The sequence below is a fragment of the Streptomyces sp. NEAU-sy36 genome (assembly GCF_013423905.1).
Lineage (GTDB): Bacteria > Actinomycetota > Actinomycetes > Streptomycetales > Streptomycetaceae > Streptomyces > Streptomyces misionensis.
In genome coordinates this window covers 2,375,416-2,394,863 of sequence record NZ_CP058977.1, presented here as the reverse complement: position 1 = coordinate 2,394,863, position 19,448 = coordinate 2,375,416, and the positions used below count along the sequence as shown (strand labels likewise).

General features: G+C 69.5%; 27 protein-coding genes. 4 read left to right on the top strand and 23 right to left on the bottom strand.

Annotated features, from left to right (window positions below; genetic code table 11):
* Positions 1 to 12 precede the first annotated feature (12 nt).
* The 20 genes from HZZ00_RS10970 to HZZ00_RS10880 all read right to left on the bottom strand — a co-directional run bounded on the left by HZZ00_RS10970 (position 13) and on the right by HZZ00_RS10880 (position 11,021).
* A complete protein-coding gene (locus HZZ00_RS10970) occupies positions 13 to 270 on the bottom strand; it encodes a hypothetical protein (protein WP_180331998.1) in 258 nt (85 codons plus the stop codon).
* Between the two features lie 17 nt (positions 271 to 287).
* Positions 288 to 467 (bottom strand): hypothetical protein, encoded by a 180-nt coding sequence (locus tag HZZ00_RS10965; protein WP_180331997.1) that lies wholly within the window; start codon positions 465 to 467, stop codon positions 288 to 290.
* Positions 464 to 769 (bottom strand): hypothetical protein, encoded by a 306-nt coding sequence (locus HZZ00_RS10960; RefSeq protein WP_180331996.1) that lies wholly within the window; start codon positions 767 to 769, stop codon positions 464 to 466. The genes HZZ00_RS10965 and HZZ00_RS10960 overlap by 4 nt, the downstream gene beginning before the upstream one ends.
* Positions 766 to 1,089, bottom strand: a complete 324-nt coding sequence (locus tag HZZ00_RS10955) for a hypothetical protein (protein WP_180331995.1) — start codon at positions 1,087 to 1,089, stop codon at positions 766 to 768. The genes HZZ00_RS10960 and HZZ00_RS10955 overlap by 4 nt, the downstream gene beginning before the upstream one ends.
* Positions 1,086 to 1,841, bottom strand: a complete 756-nt coding sequence (locus HZZ00_RS10950) for a hypothetical protein (RefSeq protein ID WP_180331994.1) — start codon at positions 1,839 to 1,841, stop codon at positions 1,086 to 1,088. The genes HZZ00_RS10955 and HZZ00_RS10950 overlap by 4 nt, the downstream gene beginning before the upstream one ends.
* Complete coding sequence (locus HZZ00_RS10945) at positions 1,838 to 2,932, bottom strand: hypothetical protein (protein ID WP_180331993.1); 1,095 nt, start codon at positions 2,930 to 2,932, stop codon at positions 1,838 to 1,840. Before HZZ00_RS10945 ends, HZZ00_RS10950 begins: the two co-directional genes overlap by 4 nt.
* 87 nt (positions 2,933 to 3,019) lie before the next feature.
* Complete coding sequence (locus HZZ00_RS10940; protein ID WP_180331992.1) at positions 3,020 to 4,696, bottom strand: DNA cytosine methyltransferase; 1,677 nt, start codon at positions 4,694 to 4,696, stop codon at positions 3,020 to 3,022.
* On the bottom strand, positions 4,696 to 5,568 hold the full coding sequence (locus HZZ00_RS10935; RefSeq protein ID WP_180331991.1) for a hypothetical protein: 873 nt from the start codon (positions 5,566 to 5,568) through the stop codon (positions 4,696 to 4,698). Before HZZ00_RS10935 ends, HZZ00_RS10940 begins: the two co-directional genes overlap by 1 nt.
* A gap of 49 nt (positions 5,569 to 5,617) precedes the next feature.
* Entirely contained in the window at positions 5,618 to 5,983 is a 366-nt protein-coding gene (locus HZZ00_RS10930) for a hypothetical protein (protein WP_180331990.1), read from the bottom strand.
* 67 nt (positions 5,984 to 6,050) lie between these two features.
* On the bottom strand, positions 6,051 to 6,872 hold the full coding sequence (locus HZZ00_RS10925; RefSeq protein ID WP_180331989.1) for a recombinase RecT: 822 nt from the start codon (positions 6,870 to 6,872) through the stop codon (positions 6,051 to 6,053).
* Entirely contained in the window at positions 6,869 to 7,810 is a 942-nt protein-coding gene (locus tag HZZ00_RS10920; protein WP_180331988.1) for a YqaJ viral recombinase family protein, read from the bottom strand. Before HZZ00_RS10920 ends, HZZ00_RS10925 begins: the two co-directional genes overlap by 4 nt.
* Before the next feature lie 125 nt (positions 7,811 to 7,935).
* Entirely contained in the window at positions 7,936 to 8,280 is a 345-nt protein-coding gene (locus tag HZZ00_RS10915) for a hypothetical protein (RefSeq protein ID WP_180331987.1), read from the bottom strand.
* A 70-nt stretch (positions 8,281 to 8,350) separates the two neighbouring features.
* On the bottom strand, positions 8,351 to 8,527 hold the full coding sequence (locus HZZ00_RS10910) for a hypothetical protein (protein ID WP_180331986.1): 177 nt from the start codon (positions 8,525 to 8,527) through the stop codon (positions 8,351 to 8,353).
* On the bottom strand, positions 8,524 to 9,087 hold the full coding sequence (locus tag HZZ00_RS10905) for a hypothetical protein (RefSeq protein WP_180331985.1): 564 nt from the start codon (positions 9,085 to 9,087) through the stop codon (positions 8,524 to 8,526). The genes HZZ00_RS10910 and HZZ00_RS10905 overlap by 4 nt, the downstream gene beginning before the upstream one ends.
* Positions 9,084 to 9,209 carry a hypothetical protein gene (locus HZZ00_RS38280; protein ID WP_257585741.1) on the bottom strand — a complete coding sequence of 42 codons (126 nt, stop codon included), beginning with the start codon at positions 9,207 to 9,209 and terminating at the stop codon, positions 9,084 to 9,086. Before HZZ00_RS38280 ends, HZZ00_RS10905 begins: the two co-directional genes overlap by 4 nt.
* Positions 9,206 to 9,529 carry a hypothetical protein gene (locus HZZ00_RS10900; protein WP_180331984.1) on the bottom strand — a complete coding sequence of 108 codons (324 nt, stop codon included), beginning with the start codon at positions 9,527 to 9,529 and terminating at the stop codon, positions 9,206 to 9,208. The genes HZZ00_RS38280 and HZZ00_RS10900 overlap by 4 nt, the downstream gene beginning before the upstream one ends.
* Positions 9,526 to 10,128, bottom strand: coding sequence for a hypothetical protein (locus tag HZZ00_RS10895; protein WP_180331983.1), 603 nt, complete (start codon positions 10,126 to 10,128; stop codon positions 9,526 to 9,528). Before HZZ00_RS10895 ends, HZZ00_RS10900 begins: the two co-directional genes overlap by 4 nt.
* Entirely contained in the window at positions 10,125 to 10,385 is a 261-nt protein-coding gene (locus HZZ00_RS10890) for a hypothetical protein (RefSeq protein ID WP_180331982.1), read from the bottom strand. The genes HZZ00_RS10895 and HZZ00_RS10890 overlap by 4 nt, the downstream gene beginning before the upstream one ends.
* Positions 10,382 to 10,684, bottom strand: coding sequence for a hypothetical protein (locus HZZ00_RS10885; RefSeq protein WP_257585740.1), 303 nt, complete (start codon positions 10,682 to 10,684; stop codon positions 10,382 to 10,384). The genes HZZ00_RS10890 and HZZ00_RS10885 overlap by 4 nt, the downstream gene beginning before the upstream one ends.
* Before the next feature lie 109 nt (positions 10,685 to 10,793).
* The gene (locus HZZ00_RS10880; protein ID WP_180331980.1) at positions 10,794 to 11,021 is read right to left on the bottom strand and encodes an AlpA family transcriptional regulator; all 228 of its coding nucleotides are present in this window, start codon (positions 11,019 to 11,021) and stop codon (positions 10,794 to 10,796) included.
* A gap of 534 nt (positions 11,022 to 11,555) precedes the next feature.
* Between HZZ00_RS10880 and HZZ00_RS10875 the strand changes: the two genes are divergently transcribed.
* From HZZ00_RS10875 to HZZ00_RS10865, 3 genes are all read left to right on the top strand, one after another.
* Entirely contained in the window at positions 11,556 to 11,984 is a 429-nt protein-coding gene (locus tag HZZ00_RS10875) for a hypothetical protein (RefSeq protein WP_180331979.1), read from the top strand.
* A gap of 156 nt (positions 11,985 to 12,140) precedes the next feature.
* A complete protein-coding gene (locus HZZ00_RS10870; RefSeq protein WP_180331978.1) occupies positions 12,141 to 12,590 on the top strand; it encodes a hypothetical protein in 450 nt (149 codons plus the stop codon).
* 22 nt (positions 12,591 to 12,612) lie between these two features.
* A complete protein-coding gene (locus tag HZZ00_RS10865) occupies positions 12,613 to 13,908 on the top strand; it encodes a site-specific integrase (protein WP_180331977.1) in 1,296 nt (431 codons plus the stop codon).
* Between the two features lie 89 nt (positions 13,909 to 13,997).
* Here the strand turns inward: HZZ00_RS10865 and HZZ00_RS10860 are convergent, their stop codons facing one another.
* The 3 genes from HZZ00_RS10860 to HZZ00_RS10850 form a co-directional block, all read right to left on the bottom strand.
* Complete coding sequence (locus tag HZZ00_RS10860; RefSeq protein ID WP_180331976.1) at positions 13,998 to 15,371, bottom strand: peptidase C39 family protein; 1,374 nt, start codon at positions 15,369 to 15,371, stop codon at positions 13,998 to 14,000.
* 200 nt (positions 15,372 to 15,571) lie between these two features.
* Complete coding sequence (locus HZZ00_RS10855) at positions 15,572 to 17,113, bottom strand: amino acid permease (protein WP_180331975.1); 1,542 nt, start codon at positions 17,111 to 17,113, stop codon at positions 15,572 to 15,574.
* Positions 17,114 to 17,189: 76 nt separating this feature from the next.
* Positions 17,190 to 18,146 (bottom strand): hypothetical protein, encoded by a 957-nt coding sequence (locus HZZ00_RS10850; protein ID WP_180331974.1) that lies wholly within the window; start codon positions 18,144 to 18,146, stop codon positions 17,190 to 17,192.
* A gap of 213 nt (positions 18,147 to 18,359) precedes the next feature.
* Between HZZ00_RS10850 and HZZ00_RS10845 the strand changes: the two genes are divergently transcribed.
* Positions 18,360 to 19,043: a uridine kinase gene (locus tag HZZ00_RS10845; protein ID WP_257585738.1), complete on the top strand. Its 684-nt coding sequence runs from the start codon at positions 18,360 to 18,362 to the stop codon at positions 19,041 to 19,043.
* The last annotated feature ends 405 nt before the right edge of the window (positions 19,044 to 19,448 follow it).

Sequence of the window (19,448 nt, the reverse complement as noted above, 5' to 3'; positions counted from 1 at the left end):
GCGGTGCTTCGGTCACGCGGTGGGCTGGGTGTCGGTCCAGGTGAGGCGGCGGGTGTGGCGGGTGCCTGCGATCGAGGCGAGGTGCTTGTGGTTGCCGTCGTGGCCCTCCGGGAGTTCGCAGAGTTGTCCAGCGAAGGTGTCGTCGCCGGGAAACTCGGCGGTGCAGAGCTGGTTGTCCGGCTGGCAGGGAACGAGGTTGCTGTGGGCGGCCTTGCCGCAACCGCAGCGGTAACCGTTGGGGCCGTAAGCGATCGGGTCCGGGGTGTTCATGGCTGTCTCCTTCGGGTTCAGGCGGCGTTCTGTGCCGTGTTCTCGGTGTGGTTGGGCCGTTGGGCGCCGGGTGTGCCGACGACCGTGCAGAGGGCGGCCCAGTGGGCGTCTTGCTCCTGCTGTGTCCAGGGGCGCCGGTTGGGGTCGACCGGCCGGATCGGGATGGCCTCGGCCATGAGGCGGTCGTAGGGGCTCATGCGGCGGTGGCCTCGGCTTCCTGCTCGCGGCGGGCGTGGACGGTGGCACGGGCGCGGCCGTCCTCGTGGCACGGCACGGCCGGCTCGACCTGGCACTGAGGGCAGCAGGCCACGGTCTGCGCCCAGTTCGAGCGGCGCTGCGGGTGCGGCTGGGTGAGGATGCGGCGCTTCGACGGAGTGGTGCAGGGCCGGTGCGGAAGGGCCCCGCAGTGCGGGCAGTCGACAGCGCGGGCCGGGTCCTGCTTGGCCCGGAGGTGGTGGCGGATGGAGTCGGGCATCGGGGCGGCGGGCGGGCGGTTCATCGGATCTCCTTGGGCGGGCAGTTGCCGCAGTCGCAGGGCTGGTCGGGTCGGTTGATCTCGTTGCTGTGGTGGCGGGTGGCCTGCTGCCAGATGGCGGCTGGGATGTCCCATTCGGGCGGCGGACCGGGTGACTGGGTGCCGGCGGGCCAGGCGCCGGGCCGGTGTCCGGGCGGCTTCGGAATGGCGGGCTTGGGCTTGCTGTCGCGCCGCTGTTTGCCAGTGGCGATCTGCTGCCGCATGAACGCCCGCAGGTCCGCTCCCCCACCCTCGGCGCGCATCGCCTTGATGTCGTCAACCTCGGGCTCCCAGTTGCCGCTCATGACGAGACCTCCTCGTCGACGATCTCGGCGTCCGGGATCTCTTCCTCGGCGGCCTTGCGGGCGAGGTGCCGGGCGGAGGCCTCCCGGATGCGCTGCTCCTGCGCGGCTCGCTCCTCGGGGGTCTGCTCGGGCTGGCCGTTGGCGGCCCGCAGGCGGGCGCTGTGCGGCTTGGATCGGGGCTTGCCGAGCGGCTGCTTGTCGGTGCCGCCCGGCGTCTTGCAGGGCTTGCCTATGGCCGCGTGGCAGGCGGGGCATTCGACGCCGAGCGGGCCGCCCCGGCGGACGCTGTCGATGCCTTCGGCTCCGGGCTCGTCCTCGTTGACGGTGCGGTTGCCCTGCCAGCCGAGGGCCTCCAGCTCGGCCATGAACTCGCGGGTCGGGCCGCCTTCGAGTGCCAGCGGGCCAGAGGGGGCGGCGATGCGGCCGGAGGCGATGGCCGCGGTCTGCCCGCGGAGCCGGGCCAGGTACTCGGGCACGGTCTCGTCGGGCACGGGCTCGTACTGGAAGTTCTCCAGCCGGGCGTTGCGGATCTTCGTGCGGAGGGTGCGGACGTGGTGCGGCAGGATCCACAGCCGCTCACGCGGGTCCTGCGGCGCGGTCGTGTAGTACATCGCGACCGCGGCCTTGGCGTCGTCGTCGAGCGGTACGTCGTGGAGGGCGGAGGCCCAAGCCATGGCGGCAGCAGCGGAGGGGTTGCGGTTGTCGAAGGCAGCGGCGTGACCGAGGAGTTCGGCAGCCTCGGTCGGGTTCATGCGGAGTCTCCTCGCTCTGCGAGTTGGGCGGCGACGGCAGCCCAGCCGGCGACCTTGGCGTCGGTGCCGACGAGGGGTTGGCCGGGGTTCAGGGCCACGACGTTGCCGCCGGGCTGCGCGGTGGCGTTCATGGCTTCGTTGACGAAGCTGGGGATGGCGGACGGGGCGGAGCCCTTGCGCATCCAGCGGGCAAGCCCGGCGCGGATGTCGTCTGGGGCGATGCCTTCGTCGATGAGCTTTTTGATCTGTTTGGCGGTCTGGCCGATGACGCTCTGCGGCGGGCGCTTGTTCACGCGCTCCAGCCACTCGCCGACGATCGTCTGGCTGCTGACCGTCTCGGCTTCCTCGGGGGCGGCTTCTGCCGCTCCGACGAAGTCGGCATCCAGGACGACGACGAGTTCGGCTTGACCGTCTGCCTCAGCCGACCCCTGGGGTGTGGGGCTGGGGACAGGGGCAGGGGCAGGGGCAGGGGAATGCGCGCGTGATGCGGGCGCGTGCGCGCGCGTAGAGGCTTTCGGACCCCCGTCGGTAGGGGTATCGGAGGGGGTTCCCGAAGGGGTGGCGGAGGGGGTTTCCGATCCCCTTCCGGAAGGGGTCGGGTCGGGTTCGCGGAAGGCTTTGCGGAGGGTTTCGATGTGCTCCGACACCTGCTGCCGGATCGACACTCCGCGGGACCCCGGCTCGTTGCTGAGTTCGCTGAGCGGGATCCGCTCGACTTCGGCGAGGAGTGCCCGCCGGAGTCGGCGTGAGGAGATCTCCATCGCACCGGACACCATGGCGCCCATCACCTTGGGCTGCTTCCACACGCCGTCGTTGCGGACGAACGAACGGATGAGCAACTCCTCGGTGTCGTCGTCCATGACGATGAACCGGGCGTCGTCCAGGGACTGCAGGCGCTTCTCGACGTCGGCGGAGGTGAGGCCGTGCGCCTTGCGGGACCAGCGTCGGAGAGTGAGCGGCAGCAGCCCGGCGTGGTTGAGGTTGGGCTGCGAGATCAGGAACAGGTAGAAGCGCTGTTCCCTTTCGTCGAGCTTCAGGAAGTCGGAGTCCTCCCAGATGCTGGTGAGGATCCGGCCGTGGCCACGTGCCATGGGGTTCTTCTTTCGGATGCCGTGGGTGGTGGACGGGGGTGGGGTGTGCTGCTGGCTAGGGCCGGTCGCGCGGCCGGCGGCCCGCGGTCACGCGGCGAGTGCCGTCTCGGGCTGGGCGTACCGGTCGATGTCCTCGCCGCTGATGGCCTCGACCAGGGCGGCGACGATGACCTCGGCGCAGTTCGGGGTGACGGCGTTGCCGTACTGGCGGACCCGCTCCCGTTTGCTGCCGAGCACGATGTACGCGTCGGCGAAGCTCATCGCGCGGCCGATCTCGTGGGGTTCGAGCATCCTGAACCGGACGTCGTTGAGATCGACCTCGCCCTGCACGAGCGCGTACCGGTCCCGAGTGGAGAGGGTGCCGACGGGCTCGCGGACGGTGCGCGCCGTGCCGTTGCCGTAGTACGGGACGAGCAGCGACTCCCAGGTGACGAGGGACTGGTGGCCGGCGGCGGTGAGAGTGCGGGCGGGCTCATTGACCGCCGTGCACATCTGCGCCGGGTTGCCGCGAGCCGTGTTGTTCCGCATCACGAACGCAGGGAGGTCCGGGGTGACGAGGCCGTGGTGGTTGCCGGACGCCGTCACGGTGGCCAGCGACTCGGTGGCCGGCCGGGCGACGCTGCCGCCGCCGCGGAGTTCGGCGATGAACGGGAGCCAGGCGAGGCCAGTCTCGTTGCGGGCGGTCTGGGTGCGAAGCGGCAGGTTCGCCGAGTTCGGTTCCTTGCCGTCGCGGCCCTCGACCGGGATGAGCAGCGGCGGGATGGCAAGCCCGTCGTTCTCGCAGGTTGTCCTGGTCGGCAGTGCCTCGGTGACCGGTACCGCGTCGGTGCGCCAGGTGCCGCCCGCGGGGACCATGGCGGGCCGGGCGAACTTGTCCAGGCCGGCGCGGATGCGTGCGAGGGTCTTCTCGGCGAGCGGCTTGGCCCGGTCGCCGATGCGCTGCCCGGGAAGCGACCAGTCGATGGCGACGGCAGCGGGGAGCGTCTCCGGCTCGACGACCTGGTTGCGGCACTTCGCGTTCGGGCAACGGTAGACGTACTGCTGGCGGTAGCGGCCCATGTCGCGGCCGGGGTCCTTGAACCGCTGCACCGCTTGAACCCACATCTCACAGCCGGTGCACCAGGCACGCGGCCTCAGCCACTTGTCCCAGTCCGGCGTCCGGCCGAGGGACTCGTGCCAGTAGGCGACGTACAGCCGGTCGCGGGACTGCGGCGCCTTGTGCACGGTCCGCGGGTCGGCATGCATGCTGTTCAGGGCGATGACGCGGGTCTTGTAGCCGAGCTTGCGGATCTCGCCGATCCAGCGGTCCCACTGGTCCCAGGCCCGGACGTCCACGACGTTCTCGACCACGCCCGCCTTCACCAGCCCGCCGCGCTCCTGCACACCGCGCAGGTACATGGGCACCTCCTCCATCAGTGCCCGGGACCGCTCGACCTCCTCGCTCGGGCCGAAGCCGTCGAACAGGTCGCCCTGGAGGGAGGCGTCGAAGTCGCGGCGCTTGCCGCGGGCGTTGGACCACTGCGGGCACTCCGGGGAGGCCCAGAAGATGTCGGTGACGGGCCACTTCTCGACGGGGGCTTCGCGGATGTCGCCGCGGTAGTGGTCGACGTTGGGGAAGTTCGCGGAGTGCGACTCGATCGCCCGCTCCCAATGGTTCGCGGCGCGGGCCATGCGGACGCCGGGGATGGAGTGCATGCCCTGAGAGCTGCCGCCGGCGCCGCAGAACCAGTCCATGACGGTCAGTTCGTCGTCGTTGCGGTACATCAGGCGGCGGTCCTCTCGGTGTCGGGGTGGCGGAGCATGGCCTGCTGCAGGTGGTTGCGGCTGACGCCGAGGCGTTCGGCGGCCTGGTGGATGTCGGTGCCGAGCTGGAGGAGTTCGCGGGCGTCCTCGGCCAGGTCTGCCTCGCGGGCGCGGGCCGTGTTTCGGGCCTGCCCGAGTTCGGCCCACCGCTGCTTGGCGGTCAGGTGGGCGCGGTCTGCCTTCCACTGCTCATGTGCGGCCTCGCACCGCTCGCAGACGGGAATCTCCTCGAGGCGATGGGCCCACCAGCCGCGGTCGGTTCCGCAGTAGCCAGTCCACTCCGGGTGGGCGGCCGGGTCGTCGATGGTGTCGTCGTCCCAGGCTCCGGGCGGCGCCCAGCCGTGTGCGCGGGCTACGCCGCGGACCTTCTTGTAGGTGCCGATCCGCACGCCGTGCTGGCGAGGGTCCTGGTTCCACAGCCGGTCGTAGGCGGCGGCCACAGCCACGGCGGTGACGCCGTAGATGCGCGGCTGAGCGAGGAGCTGGTTGACGTACATCGGGTGCCGTCCGATGTGGGGTCCGAGGCGGAGCTGCGGCCAGCCGTTGGCCATGAGTGCCTGGAGTCGGCGGCGAGTGCCGGTGGGGTCGACGTAGTGGGTGACGATGTTCTCGGCGCGGACGCTGAAGATGGCACGGGCGTTGAGGAGGCGGATCTTCTCGGCGCGTCCCCGGCCGGGGCCACGGGTGTAGAGGAGGCCGCTGACGACGGCGAAGCTGACCCCGGCGTGTTCGGCGATGCGGACGACGGAAACGCCGACGGCCATGAGGTTGCGGACGTGGCGGCGGACGGGCTCGGCGTCGATGAGAGGGCCCTTGGAGGGGTTGGAACTCATGGCTTCTCCTTCCGGCTGCGGCGGGCGCGGATGTTGGGGTGGGTGGCCATCAGGCGGCCGTCTGCCGGTAGGCGGCGGTTCCGGTCCACTGGCGGCACAGCGAGCGGTGGACGGTCGAGCGGGTGGACGGGACGACTCCGGCGTGCTCGATGACTCCGGCGCGGGCGGCGATCCCGAACTGGGGGCCCCACATCGCCGGGTGCTCGGGCTCGTCGACCAGTCCTTCGCGGATCAGGTCGGCGGCCTGGAAGGGGACGCCGCGGCGGGCCATTTCCCGTATGCCGTTCTGGCAGGCGGTCGCCCAGTCGATGGGGGTGCTGGCCTCAGCGCGGGCCATCCCGTCGGCCTTCGCGGCCTCGCCGACCGCCGCGGACACGGTGCTGTGTGTCGGCTCGGGGAACTGGAGCTGTGTCATCACGTGGTCTCCTAGAGCAAGCGGTGTCCCGCCTGTTTCCGGCGGGCGGGACCCCGAAGGCGGTTGGTCAGTCGACGAGTTCGCCCTCGACGGGCTCGTCGTAGGTGGGGTCGGTGTCGTCCAGGACGGACGGCTGCGGCATCGGCGGTGCGCCGGCGATGGAGGGGGTGGCGAGTTCTCCGGCGACTTCGGCCTGAGCGCGAAGCTGCTCCCGCATGTACTCGGCCGACGTGGGCACCCACTTGGCCAGCTGCCGGACCGCCGACTTGAGCCACATGGCTTCCTCGTTGGTCTGCCACGGGCTGTACTTGGAGTCCTTGCTGTCGGACTTGGCGCGGATCTCGGCGATGCGCTGCTGGTTGAGGACGACGACCTTGGAGACGGCGCCGTCCTTCATGACTGCGTAGGCGTACACACCGACGAGGGGGCCGCGGTCGCCGCCGAACCAGTCGATCTCGTGGATGGGCCGGTCGTCGCGGCCGGGCACGTAGCGGAAGGTGTCGCGCTGGCGGACGGCTTCGACGATGACGGTGGAGACGGCGCCGGCCCGGTAGATGAGTTCAACGATGCCCTGGTAACCGACGATCCCCTTGATGATCAGGGCGTAGTTGTGGGCCTTGCTCTTGCGGGCGGTCAGGTAGAACTGCTCGGTGCCGGGCTCCAGGCCGAGGCGGGCGGCGGTCTTCATCTCCCGCAGGAACACGCCGATGTCGTTCTGGGCGGCCTGCATGAGGTCTTCGTCGCCGCGGATGGCGCCGACGGCGAGGCGGATCCACTGGTCGGCGTTGACGTGGGAAGGGACGAGGGCGGCGTACTCGTCGCGGTACTGCTCCAGCCGTGCGGCGGGCCCGTTGTCCCGCTTGGCGATGGCGTTGCTGATCTGGCTCATGCGGCGTCCTCGCGGATCGGGTACGGGTTGAGGGAGTGGGTCGCGCCGTCGCGGACGGTGCGGTAGGCGATGCGCCGGCCTTCGCAGACGGCCCGCTTGCCGTCGCCGATGAGGTCGAGGACCTCGCCGCGGACCTGGGTGAGGTCGGCGGACGCCTTGGCCAGGGCCCGGTAGGCGTCGTCCCAGCGGCAGACGAGCCCGAACGGGATCTCAACGTCGCGGTCTTCGAGCCCGTCGGCCTGGACGCGGATGGTCTGGTAGGTGGCGGTGTCGCCGTCGATGTCCGGGCGGATGCCGCGACGGACGTCGTCGAGGAAGCGCTCGGCGGCGTCGCGGAGGATGCGGGCCTCGTCGGCGTCGTAGTCGACGGTGTATTCGCGGTAGTCGTGGCCGGAGATGAGGACAGCGAAGTGGGTGCGGTGCAGGCCCAGCGTGTCCATCTGCCACATGACCTGGCAGCGGTAGTGGATGGGGATGATGTCGCTGCCGGTCGGCCCCCACTCGTCGCCGAACGGGCTGGTCTTCACCTCCAGAAGCGACTCCGCCTTGTCGGGGATCTCGAACTCGCCTGCGGGCTGCGGGTAGATGAGCCGGTCCGGGGTGGCGCGCTGCCACTTCCGCTGCCGGTGCCGCCACGTGCCGGCCGGGGCGGCCAGCTTCCCGGGGTGCTCGTCCTCCCACTTCTGGGCGACCACGTCCTCAAGTCGGTTGCCCCATTCGACGGCAGGACTCATCTCGAACGGCGGGGTGGGCAGGCCGGCCTTCTTGTGCCAGAGGCTGAACTTCGACTGCCAGGGCGACAGGCCGACGACTGCGGCGATCTCGGTGGCGGTGATGGTGAGGCCGGTGCGGGCTTCCTCCCAGGCGGCGGTGCCGGGGGTGAGGTGGCCGATCAGGATGCCGTCTGGTGCCGGATACGGGTGGTCAGTGACGCTCATCTGGGGCTCCTGAGGGTGTGCTGATGGGCGGCGGCTCACCCCGGCGGGGGATGTCCGGGGCGAGCCGCCTCGGGGGCCGCGGAGCGCGAGGGGAGCGCGTCACGCGGCGGCTGTGGGGTTGTGGGTTAGGCGGCCTGTTCGACGTCGAGCGGCTTGGCGCTGACGAACAGACCGGCCGTGAAGCTCTCGATGCGGTCGCACAGGGTGTAGGCGTCGACGTCGGCGATCAGCTCGTCGGCGGTGCGCGTCCAGTCGGTGAAGTCGGCGATGATGTCGGCGGCCTCCATGGCGTGGCCGTACCGCTCGAACGCGGCGATGCACTTACCGCTGGTGTGGCCGAGCAGCCACGGGTAGTAGGGGTGCCGCAGGTGCTCGGGAAGCTGGTAGACGAACAGGCCCGGTACGGGCTGTACCGCGTCGACGGTGCCGGTCTCCCGGTGACTGTGGAAGGTGTACGGGACGGTGTCCAAGGCGTTCTCCAGGGAAGGCGCGAAGGTGGGTCACCGGTCTGGCGGGGGCTGTCACCGCCAGACCGGCGGCTCAGATGCGGTCGAGGTCGAGGTCGATGTAGCCGGCGGCGTGGCTGGCCTTGAAGTTGCGGGAGGCGTTGGCGGCCAACCGCAGCTCGTGGTTCTCGTTGGTGAGCTGGGCGATCTGGTCGAGGAGTTCCTGCTCGCGGGCGCGAAGCCGGGCCAGTTCATCGGCCGGGGCGGTCACCGGGCGGCCTCCGCTCCGAAGATCTCCGGGTGGTCGGCCTTCCAGCGCGTCCAGCGCTCCATCGGCTCGTCGCAGATCGTGTGCGCCAGATCCATGACCTGGACCAGGGACAGCGGGCCGGGGTGCTTCGGATGGTCGAACTCGGTGCCGCGTGCCCGGGGAGGACCGGGGATGAACGTCGGGCCGTACTCCCACGAGACGCGGCCGTACCCCCAGTCATCCGGACCGTACTTGACGAAGATGATCGTGTTGCATCCGGAGTCGACGTCCAAGGGGCGCCGGGCGAGCCTGCCCTGGTAGCCCTCGTGGAACCAGTGGGTGATGTACTCGCGGATGAACGAGGCGAGCATCTGCGCTTCGGCTTCCGTCGGCCGCTCCATGCTGGCGAACGGCGGGACGGTGAGGTAGTCCGGGGTGTCGGGCGTGGCCGTGTTCAGGTAGGCGGCGACGTACCGCCACATCGGGCGGAAGCTGCCCACCACCGGGATGCGGAGTGCGGTCAGCGGGTCGTCCTGGATGGCGTCGGAGCCGAACGGCCACGCTTGGGTGCTGGCGCTCACTTCGCCTCCTTGGCGCGGCGGTCGTGCTTGCGGCGGCTGGCCGCGGATGACCGGCGTGGGCGGCCGGTCGGGTTCAGGCCCACCCGCGGGTCCGTCGATGCGGGGTGCGGCTGCTCGCTCATCGGGCTGCCACCTCCGGTGCCGGGTACGGGAAGGCGGGGGTGGTGGCGTCCTCGTCGGCGTCGTAGAGCAGGTGCCGCATTTCGGCGAGCTCACCCGGCGTGGCCGCGGTTCGCACGTCGATGTGGGTAAGGCAGATGCCGCCCGCGTAGCCGACGACGGAGACCAAAGGCTCGCCGTTGCCCAGCGTCCACGCCGGAGTTCGGGTGACCGTGTTCAGCTGCATGAAGAAGTCGGGGTTGTGGTCCTCGGGCCGCGTGAGGGGGTAGGCGATGACCGGGGTGCCGATCGGGTAGCGCTCGTTCCACTGCTCCGCGTTCATGCCGCCACCTGCTTCCGGGCCGCATCCCACTTGTCGATCCCGAACAGGACGGCGTGGCAGGCGAAGAGGTACTCCCACGAGTAGTCCTCGAAGTCCTTCTCCCAGTCGTGGGGGAAGCGCAGCCGGAAGTCGCCGTGGCTGAAGGAGGCGAGCGCGTACTCGGCGGTGCCCTGGTACTCGGTGCTGTGTTCGTCGGAGTGGAGGATCTGCTTGGTTACGGCTTCGATGGCGCCCGGATAGCGGGCCTCCGCCGCCGTGGCCTCGCTGAGGACCCAGGCACGGAACAGGCTCTCCGACCAGTCCCGGACCTTCCCGGCGGTGACCTTCTCCTGCCAGTAGCCGGGGTTGATGCCGTCGTGGCGCGACCCTCGGAACATGTTGAAGATGTCGTCGGCCGGGTAGATCGAGAAGCCGAAGCTGAAGCCGTCGCCGCGAAGGAACAGGTTGTGCGGCCACGTGATCAGGTCGAAGCGGTAGAAGCTGCCGGCCGGGTCGGTGAAGACGAGGTGCCGGTAGAGACCGTCCTGGTGCAGGACGTGCATCTCGTGGCCGGCGGTCTCGCGGGCAAAGCGGGCGGCGATCTCGGGGTAGTCGCTCACAGCGCACCCCCGGCCTGCTCGGTGCGGGCCTGGCGGGCTTCCCACCAGCCGTAGAAGAGCGTGTCCAGGGCCTCCTCGCGGGCGGCCTCGTCGGGCAGGCAGTCCCAGGCGGCGCGGGCGATGTCGAGGACGTCCACCGCTACCGGGGTGCCGACCTCGATCTGCGACTCGACCTGGTCGAAGGCGACCTCGAACGGCGACGGGCCAACCAGGTTGTTGTCGCGGAGCAGCAGCTCGAACGCGGTCAGGTCGCTCATTGGGCACCGCCGTCGACCTGCTCGGCGTCCGCGTTCAGCAGTTCCACCAGATACGCGGCGATCGCCGTCGAGTACGTCTCGATCTGCGGCCACGGGCAGCAGTCGTAGACGCCGTGTTCGTCGCGGGCCGGACCGCCCGGGTAGTCGGGGATCTCGTGCAGCGCGTCGGTGCGCTCGCCGTTGCAGACGGGAGCGAGACCGGTGAGGGACTCGCTGTCGGTGGCGATCAGTCGCCACTTCGGGTAGTCGGTTCCCGTGTCCTGCTTGAGGATCTCGGCGGCTGAGGCGCGCGCCTTCATGAGAGCTGGAGTCTGGGATGATGGCATTGATCTGCCCTTCTGTTCACGGATGGTGTGGGTGGGTCTGGCCGTCTCGGGTGCGACCGGGGCGGCCTCATTGCGTGCCGCGTCAGGCGGCGACGCGGGCCAGATCGGCCGGCTCGGAGTCGATCTCCATCCAGGCGTCGAGGTCGGAGACCTTGTACCGGTACCGGCGGCGGCCGTGGATGCTGCTCTTGGGCCCGTATCCGTCACGTCGCCACCGGTAGAGGGTGGTGACGGAAACGCCGAGGTAGTCGGCGGCGTCTTCGCTCCAGAGCCACCCCTTCGGGGGCGTCTTGGGCTGGTTGATCGGCATTGTTCTATTCCTCGCTCGTAGGGTCGTGTTGTCGAGACGAACGGTTCGAGACCGGAGACGCAGGGGGCGCGAAAAGGACCAGGATCGCGACCCCAAGGGCCTCCGCGAGGGCTGTGGCATCCAGGACGTCCGCCGTGCGCTGTCGGCCAGTGAGGAGCTTCTCTATGACCCCCTGCCCGACACCGGAGGCGTCGGCCAGGGAGCGGACCGAGAAGGACTCTCCACGACCTGGGTGCTGCATGCAGTGCCTGAGTATCTGGGTGTTGAGCAGGGCGTAGCGTCTCGGGCTCACGAGTCCCCCGTGTCGTGCGGAGCTGTTTGCCTGACATAGCTAAGCACAGTCGAGACGAGCCGTCTACAGATCCGAGACGACTTGGATGCGACTATCGGCACGCGGCATGGCTCGATAGCATTCATCCGTAGACGGATCGTCTCCGATCCTGAATGGTTGTAGTGGCTGAGCTGGTATTTTCTCGACGCCCGCCGCCCCCTATAGAGACAGCTGGTACTGACGTGACCCGAGAGGAAGAGGACATGACGGCAGCGGCTACCGACCCGGAACCCGGGACGGCAGCGCCGACCAGGGGTGCGCTCTCACGGCTCATCCAGGACGCCAACGAGCGAGGCCTCTCCTACTCCAAGATGTCCGAGCGGGCAGTCGACCACGACTCAGGCACCAAGCTGTCAAAGCCCTACCTTCAGCGCCTCGTCACCAATCCGCCGGCCAACTCCCCCAGCCCGAAGCAGCTCAAGGCCCTGTCGAACGCGCTGGGCGTGAGCGAGCGGCGGATCAAAGCGGCAGCGGCAGCCCAGTGGCTCGAATACGAGGCAACAGAGCTGGCCGGCTACAACGACGAAGTGCGCATCATCGTGGGACACCTGGCAGGCATGCCCGAGTCCGAGCTGCGCCGGTGGCGAGCAATGATCGAGGCCGACGAGCGCGCCCGCCGGGACAACGAGTAGTCCTGACGCGCCCAGCACACCCAGGACCACTAGGAAAGTCCCTAAGTAGACATTCACCACAACGGATTGTCGTGATCCAGTCACGGCACGTACCCTTCCACGACGTGCACTTCCGACTCATGTCGCACAAGAGCACTCGCAACCACGGGAGGGCGCATGTTGCGCGTTGTGTATGAAGCCACCCACGACATCGATCCCCGCCAACTCGTCGACATCACCGAGGCCCGCGGCCGGGTCACCATCAAGATCAGCGCCGGGACGTATGCCAGCGAGTTTGTCCCGGCGCTCAACGAAGCACTCGCCGCCTTCGTCGGCGAGTGCGGCTGGTTCCAGATATGGCGAGGCCAGTACCTCTCTGCCGACTCGCCCGACAGCCCGCTCACCGTGCAATACGTCCTCGACCCCGAGGTGGACCTCCGTTCATGCGTGCAGATCCGCGAGGACTGCGGAGCCGTTCGGCTGCACATCTATCCCCGCGTCCCCGCAGAGCTCCTTGTTCGCGTGCTCAACCCTGCCATCGCCAAGTTCCTTGCCGGCGGCCAGTGGTTCCAGCTCTGGCAGGGTGAGATCGTCACAATGGACTCACCGGAAACGGTGACCGTCTGACGCGCAGACGCAAGGGGACCGCATGCCCGGGTACATCGAAGACCGGTGGATGACCAAGAAGCCCGACCCGGCCACCGGTGAGAAGCGAAAAACTGAGCGATGGGGCAAGGGGAAGCGGTACCGAGTCGCGGGCATCCCCGGAGTCAAGGACCGTTCCTTCACGAAGCTCCACGGCCCTGACGGAGCGAACGCATGGCTGGCCAAGGCCCAACACGAGTCGGTCTCAGGCGAGTTCGTTGACCCGCGCCGCGGCCACATGCTCCTGAAGGACTACATCACCGAAGAGTGGTGGCCGCGGCGCGGCTACGAGAACCCCTCCACCGAGCGCACAGTCAAGGGGCGGGTCTGGAACCACATCATCCCGCACCTTGGCGACCATCAGCTCAACGGCATCAAGACGGCGCAGCTCGCCGACTGGCTGAACACGCTGAAGGCCACGGTTGGACCGGGAACGGCGAACGAAGCCTGGGGCTACCTCTCGTCGATCTTCCAGTCCGCGATCGACGACGAACGGCTCACCAGGAACCCGTGCCGCAAGCAGACCACGCTGAATGTTCCGTCGAAGCCCCCGGTGAAGCCGCGGGCCTGGAGCAAAGAGCGGGTGCTTGCTGTACAGGAGGCAATGGACGAACGCTTCCGGCTGTGCGTGGACCTTGGCGTCGGCGCCGGCCTCCGCTCGGGCGAGGTGTTCGGCCTGGCCGTTGAGGACGTCGACTTCGACGGTCAGCGGATCCTCGTGCGTCGCCAGGTCAAGAAGGTAGGGGCGCAGCTGGCCTTCGCGCTCCCGAAGGGCGAGAAGACCCGCGAGGTGCCCGTCCCGGACTATCTGCTGAAGCGCATCGAGGACTCCCTGTCGCGCCGACCAGCCCGGGAGATCACTTTGCCCTGGAAGGATCCTCGGCCGCCGACGACCGAACGCGAGCAGAAGGAGCGCAAGCCGCAGACTCACGCGCTGATCTTCACAGGAGCGCGTGGCGGCGCCATGAGGCGCGACGCCTTCGATACGCGGATCTGGAAGCCGGCGCTGGCGGCAGCCGGAGTGATTCCTCCCCCGGTGGTGACCAAGCAGCCGATCCGGCACCGGCCCGGAGTCAACCGGACCGTCCTGACGTATACGGAAAGCCGGGAGGACGGCTTCCATGCACTGCGGCATACGTTCGCTTCAGTACAGCTGGACGCCAGGGAACCGATCGTGGCAGTCTCAAGGTGGCTTGGCCACGCGGATCCGTCGATCACACTCCGGATCTACGCGCACATGATGCCCGAGGCAGATGGCCGGGGCCGCTCAGCGATGCAGAACTGGTTCGAGACCACCTAGAAGTGGATCTCCCCAGACGCTCCCCAGAACAAGATCGGCACGGGAAATGCCGGGCCTTCCCATCATCGGGAAGGCCCGGCATTCGCGTGTCAGCGAACTCCGACTGAAGCCAGTGCACGCCTCTGAGCTGGGGATACATGGGCCGGGAAGTAGAGGTAGCAGACGCCTCCGGTGCCGGACGCCACGGCGCCGGAGGCGTTGTAGCGCTTGGTCCTGAGCCAGATGTTCTCGAATTCGCGTCGCTTGTAGACCCGTCGTACGGCGTCGTCGCTCGGCGAGGCCGGGTCGTTGGCGATCACGTCACCGTCCGCGGTGAAGCCGATCACGGTCATCAGGTGGCCGGAGGTGCCGTAACCCGCCCCGGTCAGCTCGGTCTTCAGGAACGACTGGGACGTTATGGCCGGGATGCCGGCCGCGACCAGCGTCTCCAGGTCGGTGAGCGAGGCGAGCCGGGTGATCACGCCCTGGAGGTCCGCGAAGGTGGCCGCGTAGGCGGCGTTGAACGGCCAGTTGCCGCAGCCCTGGTACTGGTAGTCGTACGTGTAGCGGGCGGCCGCGTCCACCTGCGGGTCGGCGTAGGACGGGTCGACCCAGGACAGCTGCTCGGGGGCGAGCCGGCCGCCCCAGTACTCGACGATCATCTGTGACGAGGTGGGGCTGCACCAGGCCTCGCCGCCGTTGTCGTACTGCGGGTACTGCCCCTTGTGGATCTCCTGCGAGTAGCGCGGTACGACCAGTTCCTGGGCGAGGCCGGGCGTGGAGGCCGGGACCGTGAAGCGGTCGGGGATGTCGGAGCCCATCGCGCCGAGCCGCCAGACGGTCGGGGTGAGCCGGGTGCCCGGCCTGCGGTACAGCGTCAGGCGCAGCCGGTACGAGACCAGTCGCAGACCGGTCGAGGCGTCGTCGATGGCGAACGTGTCGGTCCAGATGCTGCTCTTGCCGTCGCTCTGCCCGTCCACCGAGGTCCGCTTGATGTCCTGGTCGCCGGCCGCCCAACGGCCCATCACGTACCAGGGGGTGTCGGAGCCGTCCGAGTAGGTGCCGCACAGCTCGATCTGGATCCAGGTGCCCTCGGGGGTGTGCGCGTTCCAGGAGGAGACGACCTCGGTGGCCGGCACCGCGAGGTGGTGGCGGGGGGAGGTCCAGGTGGCGTACTCCCACGTGGCGGTGGTGCCGGTGTGCGGGTCGGTGTAGTCGGTGCTGCCCGCGGGGGCGGCGAGCACCACGCCGGGGCGGCGCCCGGAGACCGCCCGGGTGCCCTGGGAGGTGCCGCCGCGCCACTCGCCGTACGTGGTCCAGGCGTGGTAGTCGATCGGGCGGTCCCCCGCCCGGCCGGGGTCGTCGGCGTCGGCGACCGGGTCGGGCCGGCCGGCCGCCGCGGCGGGCGCGGTGCCACCGGCCACCGCCGCGGCGACCGCGGCGGCGAGAACGGTTCTGCGGGACGGCTGTTGGGCTCTGCTCATGGGCGCGACTACCCCCAGGTGTCCGGAGTGCTGACTGGATCATGTGCACGTCGTGCGCCAACTATGGAACAGCCGCAGGGCCCCTGCCAGCACTTGGGCGGATGCCGCGCCATGATTATTGGTCTGGACCGGTGATGGGAGCGCCGAGGCCCCGGCCCTGGCACCGTGGCGGTGCGGGGCCGGGGCCTCGTGGCGGTGGGTCAGATGAGGTCCATGGCCGCGATCTCGTCGGGGCGGCCGTAGCTGATGGGCCCCTGGAAGCGGCGGCGGGCGGTCGCGAACCACCAGACGGTGGCCACGAGCAGGACGACCGCGAGCGCGATCGGCGCGTAGTTGAAGGAGGACGCGGTGATCGGTGAGGCCTGGGGCAGCATGAACAGGACGCTGCTGAGCGCGATCCAGACCACGGCCAGCCAGCCGATCGGCTTGCCCCAGCGGCCCAGGTGCCACGGGCCGGGCTGGAAGGCGTCGCCCAGGCGCAGCCGCAGGAAGATCGGCACGGCGTAGGCGAGGAAGAGGCCGACCACGTTCACGCTGACGATCGCGGTGAAGGCGGTGTGCGACCACCAGCCGGGCACCACGAGGGCCAGCGAGCAGCCCACCGCGAGCCAGACGGCCTTGACGGGCGTCCGGGTGCGCGTCGAGACCGAGTGCCACCAGCGGGAGCCGGGCATGGCGCCGTCCCGGGAGAAGGCGAAGATCTGCCGGGTGTTGCTGGTGAGGTTGGCCAGGCCGCAGAAGAGCATGGCGCCGATGACGATGAGCAGCATGACCTTGGCGGTGCCGAGGCCGAGGCCGTCGATGAGGATCTGGACGGGCGGCGCGTCCGTCGCGGCCTCCTTGGCGTAGTCCTTAATGCTGTAGACCAATGCCAGCATCAGGACCAGGCCGGTGATCGCCGAATAGCCGATGGCGCGGGTGATCCCCTTGGGCGCGTTGACCGTGGCTTGCACCGTTTCCTCGGACATGTGGAAGCTGCCGTCGAACCCGGTGAAGGTCCAGCTGGTGACCAGCAGGCCCAGCATGCCGCCGTAAAGCCCGCTCGTGAAGCCGGTGTTGTTCTCGAAATGCGTCACGAAGGACGCCGACTGATGGTGATCCGGTATCACTATGAGTGCGCCCACGATCACGACGAGTCCGATCAGCAGCCACCACACGGAAATGCGGTTGAGGACGGCGACGAGCTGGACCGTGAAGGTGTTGGCAAGCCCCTGCACCACGATGATCACGGCCGTGATCAGCACCGTCTGGTGGACGGTCGGCTGGTAGGAGGGCCACTGCAACTGCACGAAGGCCTGGATGAAGGTGGCCGCCGCATAACCGGTCGCGGCCGTGCCACCGATCTGTCCCACGAAATTCAGCCAGCCCGTGTACCAGGACCAGGCGCCCTTGTGCCGCTTGGCGAGTTTACCGGCGGAGAAATAGAGGGCGCCGCTCGTCGGATAGGCCGAGGCGACCTCGCCCATGGCCGCGCCGATGAGCAGCACCATGAGCGAGACACCGATCCAGCCGAATACGAGAATGCGGGGCCCGCCCGCGTTCATACCGAATCCGAAGGACGAGAAGATACCCGAAAGGATATTGATGATGGTGAAGGAGATCGCGAAATTGTCGAACGCCTTGAAACGGCGCGTGAGTTTCCGCGGATAGCCCATCGCGTGCAGGGTCGCGTCGTCGTCGAGCACGACCGCGTCCTTTCCCGCGCGGGCCGCGGCCCGTGGGGTCGACATCCGTTCCGACACAGATCGGCCTTTCTCTCGATGCCTCTCGACCACCGCGGACGGGCGCTCGACGAGGGGGGACGGGGACGAGCAAAGGTCAGGCGGGACCCGGGACGGGCAGACCGCAGGCGCGGCGCGCCCGGGAGAGCTGCTCGGCGGGATCACCGAAGGCACTCCAGGGCATGCGCGAGGCGTACGGGCCCATCGCCGTGAAGACCGCCCGGGCCTCGAACTCGCGCTGGCCCATGACCAGTGCGTGTGCGAGGTAAGCCAGGTCGAGCACCGGGGTGAAGCGGTAACCGGTCGCCGCGGGCAGCCAGTTGTGGTAGATCGCGAGCGCGGTGGCGCGCCACTGGGGCTGCTCCCAGACGCGGTCGGCGAGCAGCTGGGTCGGGTTGTAGCTCTCCACCAGGGCGACCAGGGGCAGCAGCCGCAGCGCGGAGTCGGCGGGTGCCCGCTGACTGAGGAAGGCGGCCACGTCCCAGGCGGCGTTGACCGAGCCGCCGTGGCGGGTGAAGAAGAAGGAGAGGAAGCGGTGGTGGGCCTCGCGGTGCCACGGGTCCAGGGAGAGGATGTGCGCGAACAGCCGCCAGGGGCCGGGCGGCGAGGTGAGCAGGCCCTGCGGGGCGGGGTCGCGCAACCGGTGCAGCCGGGCCATGGCCAGCTTGGCCACCCAGGGCGTGGGGTCGTTCGGGTCCAGGGCGGCGGCCCGGTCGCAGGCGGTGAGCGCTATGCGCTCCAATGCCTCGGCACGGTCGTCGTGGGCGTCGGCCGCGCGCAGGGCGCGCTGGACGGCGACGCGGGCCCACATCAGGGCCGCCTCGGGCGAGGGTTCCTCGTCCAGCCAGCGTTCCACCAGGTCGGTGCCGGCCGCCTCGGAGGCGAGGACCAGCGAGCGGTGGGCACGCAGGGCGAAGTCGGAACGGGTCTCGGCGAGCGCCTCGTACGCGTGCCGATAACGCCCGGCGCGGACATCGACGCAAACCCCGGCGAGGACTCGGTCGTCGGCCGCCGGGTGCCATACATACTGCCCTTCGAATAACTCCGCGGCCATGTCCCCTGCCTTGTCCCCTTGCCCTGTCCGCGTTCACCGCTTCTCGCGGTTGCGCAGGAGGCACCTTACTCAGCGCGGGGGACCCCCGGAACGCCGAATTCGACATATCGGTCAGGGGATTCGAGAATGTTTATCGAAGACCGTGAGGACTCCCGAGCGATGGTTCAAACCGTAACCTTCTTTGGGTCCGGCGGCCTCGCGGGACCCGTCGCCATGCGCCGCCACTACACTCTTTCCGGAAAACCTCCCACACCGCACCACACCTCGGGAATCGTCATTCAGCTCCTCGCCGCCCGGCTGCGCGGGCTCCCCCCGTCCCTCGGACCGGTCCGGCTGGTCGGCGTCGACGGGCACGCCGGCTCCGGCAAGTCGACCTTCGCCGGGCGGCTGGCCGCCGCGCTGGGCGGCGCACCGGTGCTCCACCTCGACGACATCGCCAGCCACGAGCAGCTCTTCGAGTGGACCGACCGGCTGCTGGCCCAGGTGATCCGCCCGCTCTCCCAGGGCGAGCCCGCGGCCTACACCCCCTACGACTGGCGTGCGCGCGCCTTCGGTCCGCCGCGCCCGTTGCCGCCCGCGCCGGTGGTCCTGCTGGAGGGTGTCGGCGCCGGCCGCCGCGCGCTGCGGCCGTACCTGGCCGAACTGCTGTGGATGGAGCTGCCCCGCGAGGAGTCCTGGGCGCGCGGGCGGCGGCGGGACGGGGCGGAGCAGCGCGAGTTCTGGGACGGCTGGGTCGCGGCGGAGCGCGCACACTTCGCCGCGGACCCCTCGCGCCCCCACGCCGGTCTTCTGGTGCGGCAGACGGCCGAGGGGTACGAGGTGTCACCGGGGCCCGGGCGACAGCCGGGGTCAGGCCAGGATGTGACCCTCAGTGATGGGCCGTCGGCTGTGTGGTGAAGTCGTGAAGAGTCTTGTCGGCCAACTTGCCCAAGTGCCCCAACTTCGCTTGACCCGGGGCCCGTACAGGACTTACGTTCTCAATGTGCGGCCTTTCGGAGCCGCCCGAAGACGCGAAGCCCCCGGTTGTTCCCCCGTGATCGGGGGCTTCGTTCTGCCCGCGGACCAATTTCCGGGGCCCTCGCGCACCGATTCCGTCACCCTCGGTCACCGCCTTGCCCCGCCCCGTCCGCTCCCACCTCGCCGAACGGCCCCTGCGGCACCCTACGGCCCGCGGACACACCGCGGGTACGATGCCCTTGGTGCGACCTCGGCGGCTGCCTCGCGCACCTGCAACTCCGGTCCGCGGCACGGCGGTTCGGCCGCGGCGGCCGCCGGACGACCGTCCGGCGGTGAACCACGGGG

Bases quoted from the DNA above. Each gene is read 5' to 3' on its own strand.
- HZZ00_RS10970 (WP_180331998.1), bottom strand. From the start codon at position 270: ATGAACACCCCGGACCCGATCGCTTACGGCCCCAACGGTTACCGCTGC.
- HZZ00_RS10965 (WP_180331997.1), bottom strand. From the start codon at position 467: ATGAGCCCCTACGACCGCCTCATGGCCGAGGCCATCCCGATCCGGCCG.
- HZZ00_RS10960 (WP_180331996.1), bottom strand. From the start codon at position 769: ATGAACCGCCCGCCCGCCGCCCCGATGCCCGACTCCATCCGCCACCAC.
- HZZ00_RS10955 (WP_180331995.1), bottom strand. From the start codon at position 1,089: ATGAGCGGCAACTGGGAGCCCGAGGTTGACGACATCAAGGCGATGCGC.
- HZZ00_RS10950 (WP_180331994.1), bottom strand. From the start codon at position 1,841: ATGAACCCGACCGAGGCTGCCGAACTCCTCGGTCACGCCGCTGCCTTC.
- HZZ00_RS10945 (WP_180331993.1), bottom strand. From the start codon at position 2,932: ATGGCACGTGGCCACGGCCGGATCCTCACCAGCATCTGGGAGGACTCC.
- HZZ00_RS10940 (WP_180331992.1), bottom strand. From the start codon at position 4,696: ATGTACCGCAACGACGACGAACTGACCGTCATGGACTGGTTCTGCGGC.
- HZZ00_RS10935 (WP_180331991.1), bottom strand. From the start codon at position 5,568: ATGAGTTCCAACCCCTCCAAGGGCCCTCTCATCGACGCCGAGCCCGTC.
- HZZ00_RS10930 (WP_180331990.1), bottom strand. From the start codon at position 5,983: ATGACACAGCTCCAGTTCCCCGAGCCGACACACAGCACCGTGTCCGCG.
- HZZ00_RS10925 (WP_180331989.1), bottom strand. From the start codon at position 6,872: ATGAGCCAGATCAGCAACGCCATCGCCAAGCGGGACAACGGGCCCGCC.
- HZZ00_RS10920 (WP_180331988.1), bottom strand. From the start codon at position 7,810: ATGAGCGTCACTGACCACCCGTATCCGGCACCAGACGGCATCCTGATC.
- HZZ00_RS38280 (WP_257585741.1), bottom strand. From the start codon at position 9,209: ATGAGCGAGCAGCCGCACCCCGCATCGACGGACCCGCGGGTGGGCCTG.
- HZZ00_RS10900 (WP_180331984.1), bottom strand. From the start codon at position 9,529: ATGAACGCGGAGCAGTGGAACGAGCGCTACCCGATCGGCACCCCGGTC.
- HZZ00_RS10890 (WP_180331982.1), bottom strand. From the start codon at position 10,385: ATGAGCGACCTGACCGCGTTCGAGCTGCTGCTCCGCGACAACAACCTG.
- HZZ00_RS10885 (WP_257585740.1), bottom strand. From the start codon at position 10,684: ATGAAGGCGCGCGCCTCAGCCGCCGAGATCCTCAAGCAGGACACGGGA.
- HZZ00_RS10880 (WP_180331980.1), bottom strand. From the start codon at position 11,021: ATGCCGATCAACCAGCCCAAGACGCCCCCGAAGGGGTGGCTCTGGAGC.
- HZZ00_RS10875 (WP_180331979.1), top strand. From the start codon at position 11,556: ATGACGGCAGCGGCTACCGACCCGGAACCCGGGACGGCAGCGCCGACC.
- HZZ00_RS10870 (WP_180331978.1), top strand. From the start codon at position 12,141: ATGTTGCGCGTTGTGTATGAAGCCACCCACGACATCGATCCCCGCCAA.
- HZZ00_RS10865 (WP_180331977.1), top strand. From the start codon at position 12,613: ATGCCCGGGTACATCGAAGACCGGTGGATGACCAAGAAGCCCGACCCG.
- HZZ00_RS10860 (WP_180331976.1), bottom strand. From the start codon at position 15,371: ATGAGCAGAGCCCAACAGCCGTCCCGCAGAACCGTTCTCGCCGCCGCG.
- HZZ00_RS10850 (WP_180331974.1), bottom strand. From the start codon at position 18,146: ATGGCCGCGGAGTTATTCGAAGGGCAGTATGTATGGCACCCGGCGGCC.
- HZZ00_RS10845 (WP_257585738.1), top strand. From the start codon at position 18,360: ATGCGCCGCCACTACACTCTTTCCGGAAAACCTCCCACACCGCACCAC.